At 58.9% G+C, this 13,666-nt stretch carries 13 protein-coding genes and 1 tRNA gene; 10 read left to right on the top strand and 4 right to left on the bottom strand.

Annotated features, from left to right (window positions below):
• Positions 1-10: 10 nt before the first annotated feature.
• The 5 genes from GOX01_RS01955 to GOX01_RS01935 are packed head-to-tail and all read left to right on the top strand — an operon-like array spanning position 11 to position 6,347.
• Complete coding sequence (locus GOX01_RS01955; RefSeq protein WP_011253890.1) at positions 11-2,233, top strand: ATP-dependent helicase; 2,223 nt, start codon at positions 11-13, stop codon at positions 2,231-2,233.
• Positions 2,233-3,138, top strand: a complete 906-nt coding sequence (locus tag GOX01_RS01950; protein WP_011253889.1) for a 50S ribosomal protein L11 methyltransferase — start codon at positions 2,233-2,235, stop codon at positions 3,136-3,138. Before GOX01_RS01955 ends, GOX01_RS01950 begins: the two co-directional genes overlap by 1 nt.
• Entirely contained in the window at positions 3,138-3,683 is a 546-nt protein-coding gene (locus GOX01_RS01945; protein WP_034954289.1) for a GNAT family N-acetyltransferase, read from the top strand. Before GOX01_RS01950 ends, GOX01_RS01945 begins: the two co-directional genes overlap by 1 nt.
• Positions 3,680-5,461, top strand: a complete 1,782-nt coding sequence (locus tag GOX01_RS01940) for an aminopeptidase P family protein (protein WP_011253887.1) — start codon at positions 3,680-3,682, stop codon at positions 5,459-5,461. Before GOX01_RS01945 ends, GOX01_RS01940 begins: the two co-directional genes overlap by 4 nt.
• 49 nt (positions 5,462-5,510) lie before the next feature.
• On the top strand, positions 5,511-6,347 hold the full coding sequence (locus GOX01_RS01935; protein ID WP_011253886.1) for a lytic transglycosylase domain-containing protein: 837 nt from the start codon (positions 5,511-5,513) through the stop codon (positions 6,345-6,347).
• A gap of 370 nt (positions 6,348-6,717) precedes the next feature.
• On the opposite strand, the gene ruvX is transcribed toward GOX01_RS01935, so the two are convergent.
• Positions 6,718-7,200: a Holliday junction resolvase RuvX gene (gene ruvX, locus GOX01_RS01930; protein ID WP_011253885.1), complete on the bottom strand. Its 483-nt coding sequence runs from the start codon at positions 7,198-7,200 to the stop codon at positions 6,718-6,720.
• Positions 7,201-7,269: 69 nt separating this feature from the next.
• Between ruvX and gatC the strand changes: the two genes are divergently transcribed.
• From gatC to GOX01_RS01905, 5 genes are all read left to right on the top strand, one after another.
• Positions 7,270-7,557 carry an Asp-tRNA(Asn)/Glu-tRNA(Gln) amidotransferase subunit GatC gene (gene gatC / locus GOX01_RS01925; protein WP_011253884.1) on the top strand — a complete coding sequence of 96 codons (288 nt, stop codon included), beginning with the start codon at positions 7,270-7,272 and terminating at the stop codon, positions 7,555-7,557.
• Complete coding sequence (gatA, locus tag GOX01_RS01920; RefSeq protein WP_011253883.1) at positions 7,557-9,044, top strand: Asp-tRNA(Asn)/Glu-tRNA(Gln) amidotransferase subunit GatA; 1,488 nt, start codon at positions 7,557-7,559, stop codon at positions 9,042-9,044. Before gatC ends, gatA begins: the two co-directional genes overlap by 1 nt.
• Positions 9,041-10,498, top strand: coding sequence for an Asp-tRNA(Asn)/Glu-tRNA(Gln) amidotransferase subunit GatB (gene gatB, locus GOX01_RS01915; RefSeq protein WP_011253882.1), 1,458 nt, complete (start codon positions 9,041-9,043; stop codon positions 10,496-10,498). Before gatA ends, gatB begins: the two co-directional genes overlap by 4 nt.
• A gap of 91 nt (positions 10,499-10,589) precedes the next feature.
• Positions 10,590-10,682 (top strand) — tRNA-Ser (locus tag GOX01_RS01910).
• Between the two features lie 118 nt (positions 10,683-10,800).
• Complete coding sequence (locus tag GOX01_RS01905) at positions 10,801-11,406, top strand: nucleoside 2-deoxyribosyltransferase (protein ID WP_011253881.1); 606 nt, start codon at positions 10,801-10,803, stop codon at positions 11,404-11,406.
• Positions 11,407-11,415: 9 nt separating this feature from the next.
• Here GOX01_RS01905 and GOX01_RS01900 read toward each other — a convergent pair whose 3' ends face one another.
• The 3 genes from GOX01_RS01900 to GOX01_RS01890 form a co-directional block, all read right to left on the bottom strand.
• The gene (locus GOX01_RS01900; RefSeq protein ID WP_226986590.1) at positions 11,416-11,691 is read right to left on the bottom strand and encodes a hypothetical protein; all 276 of its coding nucleotides are present in this window, start codon (positions 11,689-11,691) and stop codon (positions 11,416-11,418) included.
• A gap of 262 nt (positions 11,692-11,953) precedes the next feature.
• Positions 11,954-12,811 (bottom strand): SDR family NAD(P)-dependent oxidoreductase, encoded by an 858-nt coding sequence (locus GOX01_RS01895; RefSeq protein WP_011253879.1) that lies wholly within the window; start codon positions 12,809-12,811, stop codon positions 11,954-11,956.
• Between the two features lie 202 nt (positions 12,812-13,013).
• Positions 13,014-13,622 (bottom strand): TetR/AcrR family transcriptional regulator, encoded by a 609-nt coding sequence (locus tag GOX01_RS01890; RefSeq protein ID WP_011253878.1) that lies wholly within the window; start codon positions 13,620-13,622, stop codon positions 13,014-13,016.
• Positions 13,623-13,666 lie beyond the last annotated feature (44 nt).

The raw sequence follows: 13,666 nt of genomic DNA, 5'->3' as shown, positions 1-13,666 counted from the left end.
TATCGGGAGGGTGCCGCAAGACCTACCTTCCCCCACCCCCGAGTATCTCTCCCGCCTCAATCCGGAGCAGAGACGCGCCATTGAGACAACCGAAGGTCCGCTCCTCATTCTCGCCGGTGCGGGAACGGGCAAGACGCGCGTCCTGACGACGCGGTTTGCGCATATCCTTCTGACGGGCCGCGCCTATCCGAGCCAGATTCTGGCCGTGACCTTCACGAACAAGGCCGCCCGCGAAATGCGCGAGCGCGTCAGTGCGATTCTGGGCGAGCCGGCCGAAGGTCTTTGGCTGGGGACGTTCCATGCGATCTGTGCACGGATGCTGCGGCGTCACGCGGAATATGTCGGGCTGACGAGCAGCTTCAACATCCTCGATACGGATGACCAGATCCGGCTGCTCAAGCAGGTCATGGAACCGTGGAAGATCGATACCAAACGCTGGCCGCCGAACCAGCTTATGGGGATCATCCAGCGCTGGAAGGATCGCGGACTGACACCTGACCGGGTAACGCCTGCCGAGGACTCTGATTTTGCGAATGGTCATGCGCTGGCGATTTACCGGGCGTATCAGGAGCGTCTGATCGCGCTCAATACGTGCGATTTCGGCGATCTGATGCTCCACATGACGGAGATCCTGCGCAACCAGCCCAATGTGCTGGCGCAGTATCACCGGATCTTCCGCTACATTCTTGTGGACGAGTATCAGGACACGAATACGGTCCAGTATCTGTGGCTGCGTCTGCTGGCCAAGCGCGAGCATGGACCGTCCAATATTGCCTGCGTGGGTGATGATGATCAGTCCATCTATTCCTGGCGCGGGGCGGAAGTTGAGAACATCCTGCGCTTCGAAAAGGATTTTCCAGGAGCGGAAGTCGTACGTCTGGAGCGGAATTACCGTTCGACGGCACAGATCCTCGCTGCTGCTGCCGGGCTGATCGCGCATAACGAGGGGCGGCTGGGTAAGACGCTACGGCCCGGACGTGATGATGCGCAGGGGGAGAAGGTCCAGATCATCGGAGTACGCGATTCGGATGAGGAAGCGCGGATCGTGGGGGGCGCTATCGAGCGTCTGCGCGGTGACGGGCATCCGCTGTCGGAAATCGCCATCCTGATGCGGGCTGGATTTCAGACGCGACCGTTCGAAGAGCGGTTGATGATGATCGGCATTCCGTATCGCGTCGTGGGTGGACTGCGATTCTACGAGCGCTCCGAAATCCGGGACTGCCTAGCGTATCTGCGCGTGCTGTCGCAGCCTGCGGATGATCTGGCGTTTGAGCGGATCATTAATGTTCCCAAGCGTGGCGTGGGTGCCGTGGCGGTGCAGAAGCTGCATGCCCAGGCGCGCGCCCTGCCCGGCCCGCTGACGGCGGCTGTGATCTGGCAGCTTCAGGAAGGATTGCTCAAGGGCAAGTCGAAGGACGCATTGGACGGGTTGATGGCGGCGTTCCAGCGCGCCAAGGCGACGTTTGAGACCGAAGGCCATGTGGTTGCGGCCGAGCAGCTTCTCGAAGATAGTGGCTATCTTCAGATGTGGCGGGATGACCGCTCCGTTGAGGCGCCGGGGCGTCTGGACAATATCCGTGAGCTTTTGCGAGCTCTTGGAGAGTTCGGGACGCTTCAGGGCTTTCTGGAGCATGTGGCGCTCGTCATGGATACCGAGAGCGAGACGTCCGATGACAAGGTCAGTCTCATGACACTGCATGGCGCTAAGGGACTGGAATTCGACACCGTGTTCCTGCCGGGCTGGGAGGAAGGTGTGTTTCCATCCCAGCGTTCGCTTGACGAAGGCGGCAACCGGGCACTCGAGGAAGAGCGGCGGCTGGCCTATGTGGGGCTGACGCGCGCGCGGCGTCGGGCGATCGTGCTGCATGCGGCAAGCCGGCGGATCTATGCCAACTGGCAGTCCTCAATGCCGAGCCGGTTTATTGAGGAAATCCCGTCTGAATATGTGCAGCTGACGGGACAGGCGTTCGAGACGCGCCGGCAGGCTGCGGCGGCGCCGTCCATGTTCGCGTCTGGTCCGCTGACGAGTACGCGCCCGTCAGGTTTCCGCGCTCCGCGTCCGAAAATCCATGATGTGAAGCCGGAGCCGACCGTCGCGATCGGGGCGACGGTCTTTCATCACAGGTTCGGCGAAGGCACCGTCATCGGCGCTGACGGGCCGCAGTTGCATATCAATTTTGAAAACGGTGGCGTTAAACGCGTCATGGCAAATTTCGTGGAGATCAGATCGTGATGGCACCCCGCAGCATTGGCCGTCGCCATGCCAGTGCGCTCGAAACCCTGTCCATCACGGTGGAAGAGCCCTTCGTTCCCCTGTTCGAGCAGGCCCTGATGTGTGCCTGCGAGACGGTTGGCATTTTCGAGGCCGATGACGCGCAGAAATACTGGCGCGTGGAAGGCGTAAAGGACACGGGCTTCAAGGAAGAAGAGCTCGAAAATGCTCTGGCCGTGGCTCGGATGCTGACCGGCTGTGAAGCGGAACTCGAGCGGACTCCTACCGAGTCCGAGGGCTGGCTGGCCAGGACCTATGAATCCTTTCCGCAGCAGAATGTGGGCAAGCGCTTTGCCATCCGCGGCACTCATCTGCATGGCGCACCGGATCAGTCGCGTCTGACGATCACGCTGGATGCGGGGATTGCCTTCGGTTCGGGCGAGCATGGGTCCACGCGTGGCTGTCTGCGGGCATTGGAGATGGTCGCATATCGCAAGCCGCAGCGTATTCTGGATATGGGATGCGGGTCAGGCATTCTGGCGATGGCGGCGGCAAAGCTGCTGCATCGTCCGGTTCTGGCCGTTGATATCGAGCCCTGGTCCGTGCGGACGGCGAAGCTCAATGCGCGACTGAACGGTCAGGGTAATCTGCTGGACTGCCGCTTCGGCAATGGCTGGCAGACCGAGGCCGTGCGCGCCAAGGCGCCGTATGATCTGGTCTTCGCCAATATTCTCGCCCGTCCACTTTGCCGAATGGCGCAGTCCCTAGCGCTGAACCTTGCGCCGAACGGGACAGCCATTCTGGCTGGCCTGCTTTACAGTCAGGCGCGGATGGTACTGGCTGCACACCAGCGGCAGGGTCTCGTGCTGGAGCGTATCCTGCGTGAAGGCGACTGGGCCACGCTGATTCTGCGCCGTCGCGGCTGATGGGTGTGCCGGGATCATTGCCGTTGATCCGGGAGGCCGGACCTGCCGACCTGCCGGCTATTCTGCGGATCACCAATGATGCCATCGAAAATACCGATGCGCTGTGGATCACGACGCCTTTTACGCTGGAGCAGCGGCGCCAGTGGTTCGAGGACAGGCTGGCACAGGGCTACCCGGTACTTGTCGCTGTTGATACGGCTGGTGAGGTTGCTGGGTATGGCTCCTATGGCTCTTTCCGGTCCTATGAAGGCTATGCTCGCACTGTTGAGCATTCGGTTTATGTCGCCCCCTCACACCAGCGTCGGGGTGTCGGGCGCAGCCTTCTGCATGCCCTGATCAATCACGCCAGGGACGCGGGCTTTCACATCATGGTGGCCGGGATTACGGCGGACAATGCGGCTTCCGTCGCGATGCACCATGAGTTTGGTTTCCGGAACTGTGGCACGCTGCCTCAGGTCGGTCGCAAACGCGGCCGCTGGCTGGATCTGCTGTTCATGACACTCTGCCTTGATGATATTCATACTGTGGAAAAGGACTTTTCATGACCCTGTCCTCCATCCCGCTCAACGAGCGCCCTGCCCTCGTCCGCAAAGCCTGCAAGGCGCTGGGTGTTGACGGTTTCATTATCCCGCGCGGTGATGAATATCTCGGCGAATATGTCGCTCCCTGCGCCGAGCGTCTGGCTTGGCTGACGGGCTTTACGGGAAGTGCGGGTCTGGCGGCGATCCTGCCGGATGCAGCAGCCGTGTTCTCCGACGGGCGTTATACGGTGCAGATGGAAGAGCAGGTTCCCCATGACCTGTGGGAGCGTCGCCATGTCGCGCTGGAACCGCTTTCCGAGTGGCTGGCGGAACATGCGAAGGGGCTGAAAATCGGCTATGATCCGCGTCTGGTCAGCCGCTCCATGCTGGCATCATGGCAGGCGTCGGGTGTTGAACTGGTTCCACTGCCGCGCAATCCCATCGATCAGGCCTGGACAGATCGTCCGGCCGCACCGGCTGGTCCGGTTCTGCCGCAGAGGCTGGAATTTTCGGGAGAAAGCAGCGCGGATAAGCGCAGGCGTCTTGGCGATGCTCTGCGCAAGGCGGGGCAGGATGCGGCTGTCATTGCGGATTGCACCTCCCTGGCCTGGCTGCTGAACATTCGTGGCAGTGACGTCCCCCTCACCCCTGTCGCGCATGGCTATGCGATCCTGCACGCAAACGGGACGGCAGAGTGGTTCGTCTCATCTGATCGTTTGTCGGAGGGTGTGCTGGAGGTCTGTGGCCTTGGTGTGACAGTCTGTTCGCCGGCGGATCTGGCGAAGCGGCTTGAGGCTCTCAAGGGCAGGACCGTGCGGGTGGATCCGGTTACGACGGCTGTATGGTTCGACACCACGCTTGCCGCCGCCGGTGCGACGGTTGTGGATGGAACCGATCCCTGCACGCTGCCCAAAGCCATCAAGAACACCACGGAACAGGACGGTGCACGGAAAGCTCATGCTCTTGATGGCGTGGCGACGGCCCGTTTCCTGCATTCCCTGACGGTGTCGGGGATTGGCCAGCACGAGACGGATCTCGTCACCCGGCTGGATGGTCTGCGTGCCCGGTCCGGCGATTACCGGGAACAGAGCTTCGACGCCATTTCCGCCGTCGGCCCGAACGGTGCCTTTCCCCATTACCGGGCACAGGTTGGTCACGATCGGGTTCTTGAGGCCGGAAGTGTGTATCTGATCGACAGCGGCGGGCAGTATCCGTTCGGTACGACCGACATTACCCGCACGCTCTGGGTGGGCGATCAGGAACCGCCTGCACATGTCCGTGAAGCGTTCACGCGTGTCCTGAAGGGCAATATCGCCCTCTCCCGCATCCGCTTCCCGCCCGGCACGACCGGTCATCGGCTGGACGTGCTGGCGCGTGCGGCCCTGTGGCAGGTCGGCATGGACTACGATCATGGTACCGGACATGGCATCGGGAGCTATCTGTCGGTCCATGAAGGTCCGCAGAACATTTCCCCTGCCCCGCGTCCCGTGGCCCTCGAAGCCGGCATGATCGTGTCCAATGAGCCTGGCTATTATGAACCGGGACAGTATGGAATCCGGATCGAGAACCTGATGTTGGTGCGGCCTTCTTCTTTCAAGGGGAGCAAGGGCACGTTCCTGGAGTTCGAGATCCTGAGCTACACGCCCATTGATTACAGACTGATCGATGTCGCCCTTCTCAACGATGCGGAGCTGAACTGGCTGAACGCATATCATGCCGAAGTTCAGGCACGGGTCTCACCGCATGTCGAGCCGGATGTAGCCGCGTGGCTGTCGGAGGTCTGCAAACCGCTCGTTCGGTAAAGTTGCAGGCCTAACCGTTTTTTTACCTTTCCCGATCATATACAGGACAATGATCGGGAAAGTCCTCCTCCTTGCCGTTGCCCTGACGCTCTCTGGCGTACCGGTTGCGCGTGCTTATGATGCGTCTTCTGTCTGTAAGGTGGCAGTGCAGGCTGCCGAGCAGCAGGCCGGAATTCCACCCCGCCTTCTGGATGCTATCAGTCGTGTGGAGAGCGGACGGCGGGATCCGAATGGTACGGCGACCGTGGCTTGGCCGTGGACTGTCAATGCGGCCGGAAAAGGCTATTTCTACGAAAGCAGGGATGAAGCCATAGCGGCAGTTCGGGATTTTCAGGCTCACGGGATCGTCTCGATCGATGTGGGCTGCATGCAGATCAATCTGCACCATCACCCCGATGCATTTTTCTCGCTCGAAGACGCTTTCGATCCCTACAGCAATGCCCGATATGGGGCCCGTTTCCTGTCCGGGCTGCACAACCAGCTTCAGGGCTGGCCAGCCGCGACGGCCGCCTATCATTCCCTCACCCCGGCTCTGGGCGCCGATTATGCCCGTCATGTTCTGGCCATCTGGAACGGGCAGCCCGACAGTTACCGGCCGCCTGATTTCCTTCCACAGGTGGTCATGACCGCGTCAGGTCTGCAGGCCATGCTTCCAAGTGCCAGGCCCGCCCCTTATTTTGCGTTGAACAGACAGTCCGGATTTTCCGAGCGTCCCGCACCGCGTATGGAAACCATGCCATCCGTTCACATGGTGTCCTATGCGCCGCCGCCCCGTATCATTCACCATACAGTCGGCCAAGCGGGGAGTGCTTTGCCTGTAAGGGGTGGGCGGGATCTTGCGTCCTATCGCGCCATGCCGGTCCGGCTGGCCTGGCGGCAGCGCTGATCAGTATCCGGACCAGCCGCCACCAGCGCCCGCATAGGCCCCGTGAGATGATGGGTGGTGTCGGCTGACGGGGGCGCTCCCGTCCTCGGGGTCGTGGGCGCAGGCTGACAGTCCCAGAAAAAGCGTCACGATCAACACACGAAACATCACGTCACAGCCCTCTTTACAATTTGAAATTGTCCGATGGAAAACCCGGACCAATATGGTTCGTTTTGACTTCATGACTGGAGAAAGATCATGAAGTTCCTGTTCTGTCTGCTTATGGGCGCCATGACGGCCCGAATATGGTTCCGCGTCCTGGCCAATACGTCGTCACGCTCCGCTCTGGTTGGAAACAAAAGCGTCTGATCCGGAAAATCTTTCTGCCGGATCAGAAAATTTCCGGCGCTTCCGGACGTGATGCGTCGAGCCAGCCCTGGAGCATATAAGCTGCGGCCATCTTGTCGACGACCTCCGCTCTTCGGCCGCGTGTCATGTCGGCATCCTTGATCAGGAAACGGTTGACGGCGCTTGAGGACAGGCGCTCGTCCCACAGTCCTGCGGGAATCCCGAGCTTTTCCGATAGGGCCTGTGTCCAGTCCGATGCGGCGCGTGCCGCCGGGCCAAAAGATCCATCCAGCGATAACGGTAATCCGACGACCAGGGCTCCTACGTCCTGTGTTCGGACGATTTTGGCCAGTTCCTGCGCATTTTCGCCCAGTTTCCGGCGTTTGAGGCCGATCAGAGGAGATGCGAGCATGAGCGAGACATCCGTCAGGGCGACGCCGATGGTCTTCGATCCGGGGTCGAGACCGAGGACGCGCTGACCGGACTGAAGAAGATTACGGAGATCATGTGGATTGAACAGGGGCATAGCACGGCGTTATGATCCCCCTGACGGCTGAAAAGCCACCATAAAATTTCCTCTTGTTCAGGAATATTCATGTCGCTCGACGCGAAAACGGTTACGCGCATCGCCAGACTGGCGAGGATTGGTCTCCAGCCCGAAGAGATTGAAACTCTCGGGAAGGACATGGGCTCCATCATCGACTGGGTGGAGCAACTCAAGGAAGTGGACGTCACGGGCGTCGACCCCATGATCGGCACGGGTCTTGCAAAGCCCCGCCTGCGCGAAGACCGGGTTACGGATGGTAACTGCCGTGACAAAGTTCTTTCCAACGCTCCCGAGCGGGAAGGCCCATTCTATACGGTTCCGAAGGTGGTCGAATAATGTCCGGCATTCACGATTTTACGCTGGCTTCGGCCCGGGACGCGCTCAAGGCCCGCAAAATTTCCGCAGTCGAGCTGACGAACGCCCATATTGACGCGATCGAACGTCTGGACGGCCAGCTTAACAGCTTCATCACCCGCACCCCCGATCAGGCCCGCGAGGCTGCCAAGGCTTCCGACGAGGCTTTGGCCAAGGGCGAAGGCGGCAGCCTTTGCGGTATTCCGCTGGGCATCAAGGATCTGTTCTGCACGAATGGTGTCCGCACCACGGCAGCCAGCAAGATCCTCGGCAATTTCGTACCGCCTTACGAAAGCACGGTAACGGCCAACCTGCTCAAGGATGGTGCGGTTTTCCTTGGCAAGCTGAACCTTGACGAATTCGCCATGGGGTCGGCGAACCTGACTTCTGCCTTCGGTCCGGTGGAAAACCCCTGGAAGCGCAAGGACTCTGACGCAAAGCTGGTTCCGGGTGGCTCTTCGGGTGGTTCTGCGGCTGCTGTAGCGGCCGGGCTCGTTCTCGGTGCCACGGGTACGGATACCGGTGGCTCCATCCGTCAGCCGGCGGCATTCACGGGTATTGCCGGGATCAAGCCGACTTATGGTCGCTGCTCGCGTTTCGGAACGATTGCCTTCGCAAGTTCGCTGGATCAGGCCGGTCCGATGGCGCGCAATCTTCAGGACTGCGCCATTCTGCTTGAATCGATGGCAGGGTTTGATCCGCGCGATTCAACGAGCGTTGATACCCCCGTTCCGCATTACGAAGCCGCTCTCAAGCGTGGTGTGAAGGGGCTGCGCGTTGGTATTCCCAAGGAATATCACGTCGAGGGCATGCCAGCTGAGATTGAGGCGCTCTGGCAGCAGGGCATGACCTGGCTGCGCGATGTTGGGGCAGAAATCGTCGAGGTTTCCCTGCCGCATACGAAGTACGGCCTGCCGACCTATTATATTGCGGCTCTGGCCGAGGCGTCTTCCAATCTGGCCCGTTATGATGGCGTCCGTTTTGGTGAGCGTGTCAGTGCCTCGACGCTGGATGGTCTGTATGAAGCCAGCCGTGCCGCCGGTTTCGGTGACGAGGTCAAGCGCCGCATCCTGATCGGGACGCATGTGCTGTCGTCGGGCTATTACGATGCCTATTACCTGCGCGCGCAGAAGGTCCGGACACTGATTCAGCAGGACTTCCTCAAGGCTTTCGAGAACGTTGATGTGCTTCTGACGCCGACCGCTCCTTCCGGCGCTTTTGCGCAGGATGAGAAGCCAACCGATCCGGTGCAGATGTATCTCAATGACGTCTTCACAGTTCCGGCCAGCATGGCGGGTGTCCCTGCCCTGTCCGTCCCGGCTGGTCTGGACGCGCGTGGCGTGCCGCTTGGGTTGCAGCTCATCGGTAAGTTCTTCGACGAAGAAACGCTGATTGCGGCTGGTCATGCCATCGAGCAGGCTGCGGCATTCCATCACAGACCTACTATTCATGCAGGAGTGTCGGCATGAGCTATCGTATCACCGGCAGCACCGGCGAATGGGAAATCGTTGTCGGTCTTGAAGTTCATGCCCAGGTCGTCAGCGAGGCCAAGCTCTTTTCCGGCGCTTCGGCGGAATATGGCGGCGAGCCGAACACGCATGTCAGTCTTGTTGATGCCGGTTTCCCGGGCATGCTTCCGGTTCTGAACCGGGAATGCGTGGCGCAGGCCGTCCGGACGGGTCTGGGGCTTGAAGCCGAGATCAACCTGTTCAGCCGGTTTGACCGTAAGAACTACTTCTATGCCGATCTGCCCACCGGGTATCAGATCAGCCAATTCGCCCATCCGATCATCGGCAAGGGCAAGGTCCTGGTTGATCTGGCGGATGGCAGCACGCGCGAAATTGGCGTGACGCGTCTGCATCTGGAGCAGGATGCGGGCAAATCGATCCATGATCAGGATCCGACACGCTCTTTCATCGATCTGAACCGTGCCGGTGTCGCGTTGATGGAAATCGTCAGTGAGCCGGATATCCGTTCGCCTGAAGAAGCCGGTGCCTATCTGCGCAAGCTGCGTCAGATCCTGCGCTATATCGGCACCTGTGACGGCAACATGGAAGAAGGTTCCATGCGCGCTGACGTGAACGTGTCGGTCCGCAAGCCGGGTGAGACCGAGTATCGCACGCGTTGCGAGATCAAGAACGTCAATTCCATCCGTTTCGTGATGATGGCGATCGAGGTCGAAGCGCAGCGTCAGATCGAGGTCTGGGAAGCTGGTGGAACCGTCGATCAGGAAACGCGCCTGTTCGACCATGTGCGTGGCGAAACCCGCTCCCTGCGGAGCAAGGAAGATGCGCATGATTATCGCTACTTCCCGGATCCCGACCTGCTGCCGCTGGTGATCGAGCAGTCCTGGGTGGACGAACTCAAGGCGGCTTTGCCGGAACTGCCGGAAGCCAAGCGTGCGCGTCTGGAGCAGGAATACGGTGTCAGCCGTTATGAGTCGTCCGTGCTCTGCGTTGAGCAGGCGATCGCGGATTTCTACGAGACCGTGGCGCGTGGTGCGGATGCCCGTCTGGCAGCCAACTGGATGCTGGGCGACTTTTTCGCAGCATTGAACCGCACGGGGCGCTCGATCGAGGACAGCCCGGTCAGTGCGGAAGGTCTGCGGGAACTGCTGGGTCTGATTTCCGACTCAACAATCAACGGAAAGATCGCCAAGGAAGTTCTCGAAGACATGGTCGAGACGGGGGATTCCGCTTCTGCCATCGTCGAGCGCAAGGGCCTGCGTCAGGTGACTGACACCGGAGCAATCGAGAGCGCTATCCGCGAAATCCTCGCCGCAAACAGTGACAAGGTCGAGGAATACAAAGGTGGCAAGGACAAGCTTTTCGGCTTCTTTGTCGGTCAGACCATGAAGGCCATGAAGGGCAAGGGCAACCCTGCCCTCGTCAATGAAACCCTGAAGAAACTTCTTTCAGAGTAAGGCGAAAAAAATGTTCTCGGGGGGTTTGACCACGACGCGGTTACCCCCTAAGAACACTCCTGCATACGCCGTGCGAACCGCGTAAAAAAGCGGAGGGGTGGCCGAGAGGCTGAAGGCGGCGGATTGCTAATCCGTTATACGATTTCAAGTCGTATCGTGGGTTCGAATCCCATCCCCTCCGCCAGCGCGATCCCAAGAAAATATGAAATTCAGGTTCTCGGGCAGTTGTCCGTACACCCGTTGAATGGCTCTGTCTTATCAGGCTTTCTTCATGGTCGGAGACCGTGTAGAGGCTTGGATCTATGTCAGAAAATCTTATTCCAGTTTATCTGGCGGGCGATCTGGTGTTCCGTCCGGAAGCCCTTGCCCTTTTCGCAAAACTGAAGTCGATCTGTGCCGAGTATGGCTTGGATGGCGTGGCGCCCTTTGACGGTCAGGCTGAGGCTCGCCTTCTGCCGCCAGGTCGCGAAACCATTCTTGCGTTTGTCCGTGCAGATCGTGATCTGATGGACCGCTGTGCTGCGGGCCTGTTCTGTATTGATCCGTTCCGCCGTTCTCCGGAGATGGATCCGGGAACAGCTGTTGAAATCGGCTACATGATGGGCCTGGGCAAGCCGATGGAAGCCTACACCGTGGACGGGCGTCTTTATTCCGAAAAGGTCGAGACGTACTGGCGCGATGTTCTGAAACAGGATCTGCGCAAGCGGGAGGAAAGTGATGCGCCTTCCTCAGGCAGCATGGAAGATCCTGACGGCATGCTGGTCCATTCCGAAGGTCTGCTTCAGAATGGAATGGTGGAAGGCTTTATTGGCATGGCCGGTGGCCAGGTTTCCATCCACGAGGATTTCTTTCAGGCCTTCCGGAAGGCGGCTGAGCGCCTTTCCTTGCGGTTGCAGGCAAGGATCTAGACGGCTTTATCAGTTTTTCGCGTAGATGCCCTGACGGCAGCGTGGCGCCAGACCACAGACATTGCAGACGACGGTCATGGAAGGGTCGTCGTTGAAGGAACAGCTTGACGGACGTTCCAGAGCATACCCCATCGCTGGAGGTTTTGTCTGGAATGCCGTTACGACCCGCGTCATCCAGTTCTGAAGCTGCTGCGGCAGTTCCTCGTGGTGGTGAGTCCACCACAGGATGTCATCGGTTGTACGCCCAATCTGCTGTGCAAGCTGGTCGGGAGACCATTGGGTCACTTGCAGAAAATCAGTCAACGTCACACTAGGCACGTTACAGCCTTCCGAAAGTGTAAAACAGAAATGGATGTGTAAAAGACTTCTGTTTTTGCGTCAATAAATCATAAAATGCTTTTTGTTTGATAAAATCTCTAGTGTTTTTTATTGGTTAACAACGCCGTCATTTGGTTTCGGTATTTATCTAAGGGTAACACTTGTCCCAAAATGATGATGATGGCTGAGCGAAGTCTACATCTCCGCTTCTGACCGAATCAGTGACGGTTTATTCTTTATGCGCGACGACAGAAGCGGCGGCTTTGTGTTTCAGGAAGCGCCGCAGCCCGATTTGCCCGACTTTTTCGAGAAGTGGCGTCGTGATGTGCAGCAGCCACGGCATGACCAGACAGGCATGGGCAAAAATGCCGTCTATCCTGGGCAGAAAGATTTCACGTCCTGCCCCTTCGCTGGTGCGGATAATCATTCTGGCTACATATCGGGCCGACAGAGGCTGATTGACGAAATTCAGGACAGACCCCCCGTCCCGCGTTTCCTGCTCGAGCATCCGGGTGTCAACAGCGGCAAGAAATATGGACGAAACCCTCAGTGTCCCGGGGCTGAATTCAAGCGCCAGGGAACGCGCAAAGCCTCTGAGGCCGAATTTCGTTGCGCTGTATACAGAACTTCCCTGCAAGGGCATCACACCGGCAATGGAATTGACGAACATGACATGCCCATTGGGAGACAATGCGGGGAGCAGTTGACTGGTCATGAGGATTGGCGATGTCAGATTGATTGCCATCTGCTCTTCAAGACTATGCTGGGTAATATCCCTGGTTGCTTCAGGCTGTATTTTCCCTGCGCAATGAATCAGAAGCTCGATGGGCTGGTTTCGGTCCCGGATTGCGTTACTGACAGTCTGAAGATCCGATGGCTCTGTCAGATCACAGAAAACAGCCTCAAATCGGCCTTTGCTGCCTGAGATCTGTTCTTCCGCCTTGCGGGGCTGGCGTGTCAGCAAAAGGACATCCCACCCCTGCTCCAGCAGGAGCCCCGCGATTTCACACCCAATTCCACCCGTTCCGCCAGTCATGACGGCAAATGACGGCACCGTTATCCTTTTTCTGAAGGAAAAGGGATTCATGTAATGTGCGAGCAGGTCAGAGTTGGGGGCGTCAGGAAATGCATGATCAACTTTCTGAAAAAGACGGTTGCATCTTCATAACGCGATAACACTTTGCGTCCTATGGTTTTCTGGCGCCCGGATCCGGAGAGAGCTGCCTGTACAAGGGCTGCAATTACAGCACTGGGCGGGGCACAGAAAGATGTGAGCCTATGATCTCCAGTCAGTCACTGCAGCACAGACCGTCCAGCAATACGTCCAGCGCGCCTTGTACCGGTTCTGCCCCTACCTTCTCTTCAAGAAGCTGGCCGCTGATCGCCAGCATGGCCAGACCATGCACCTGTGCCCAGCTTGCAGCCGCTTGGGCCCTGATAGCGACCTTCCGGAAACTGCCGTCCTCCTGCCCGTCTTCCAGAAGGCGTAGAGGAATTGCGAATGTGTCCATGGCGGCATCATGCAACTGCGGATCTATTGTCTTGTCTGCATCGGAGCTGAACATCAGCCGGTAAAGGCCAGGATTGCAGCGGGCAAAATCAATACAGGCCTGGGCTGTGGCGACGAATTGCGCGCGCGTGGAAGGGAAATCCTGGGACATGGCCTCTGCCATACACTCCCCCAGCCGGACGAAACCGATCCGGGCCAGTTCCCGCAGCAGCATCTCGCGATCCTGGAAATGCTTGTAAGGGGCTGCATGACTGACCCCAGTGCGGCGCGCCACTTCCCGGAGCGTGAATGTCCAGTTCTGGTCTGTAGCCAGCATGGCAAGCGCCGTATCGATCAGGGCGCGGCGCAGGTCCCCGTGATGATAGGGGCGGTTCTTGGTTTCACTCATTCGTGAGGCTCATGTTTACAGAAGAAACTTTAATTGACGCTGAA

This window comes from Gluconobacter oxydans (assembly GCF_006539685.1).
GTDB lineage: Bacteria > Pseudomonadota > Alphaproteobacteria > Acetobacterales > Acetobacteraceae > Gluconobacter > Gluconobacter oxydans.
The sequence above is the reverse complement of the archived record's forward strand: the minus strand, read 5'-3'. Positions and strand labels throughout refer to the sequence as shown.

Excerpts from the sequence above, each read along its gene's own strand:
- GOX01_RS01950 (WP_011253889.1), top strand. The coding sequence starts at position 2,233 with ATGGCACCCCGCAGCATTGGCCGTCGCCATGCCAGTGCGCTCGAAACC.
- GOX01_RS01945 (WP_034954289.1), top strand. The coding sequence starts at position 3,138 with ATGGGTGTGCCGGGATCATTGCCGTTGATCCGGGAGGCCGGACCTGCC.
- GOX01_RS01940 (WP_011253887.1), top strand. The coding sequence starts at position 3,680 with ATGACCCTGTCCTCCATCCCGCTCAACGAGCGCCCTGCCCTCGTCCGC.
- GOX01_RS01935 (WP_011253886.1), top strand. The coding sequence starts at position 5,511 with ATGATCGGGAAAGTCCTCCTCCTTGCCGTTGCCCTGACGCTCTCTGGC.
- ruvX (WP_011253885.1), bottom strand. The coding sequence starts at position 7,200 with ATGCCCCTGTTCAATCCACATGATCTCCGTAATCTTCTTCAGTCCGGT.
- gatC (WP_011253884.1), top strand. The coding sequence starts at position 7,270 with ATGTCGCTCGACGCGAAAACGGTTACGCGCATCGCCAGACTGGCGAGG.
- gatA (WP_011253883.1), top strand. The coding sequence starts at position 7,557 with ATGTCCGGCATTCACGATTTTACGCTGGCTTCGGCCCGGGACGCGCTC.
- gatB (WP_011253882.1), top strand. The coding sequence starts at position 9,041 with ATGAGCTATCGTATCACCGGCAGCACCGGCGAATGGGAAATCGTTGTC.
- GOX01_RS01905 (WP_011253881.1), top strand. The coding sequence starts at position 10,801 with ATGTCAGAAAATCTTATTCCAGTTTATCTGGCGGGCGATCTGGTGTTC.
- GOX01_RS01895 (WP_011253879.1), bottom strand. The coding sequence starts at position 12,811 with ATGAATCCCTTTTCCTTCAGAAAAAGGATAACGGTGCCGTCATTTGCC.
- GOX01_RS01890 (WP_011253878.1), bottom strand. The coding sequence starts at position 13,622 with ATGAGTGAAACCAAGAACCGCCCCTATCATCACGGGGACCTGCGCCGC.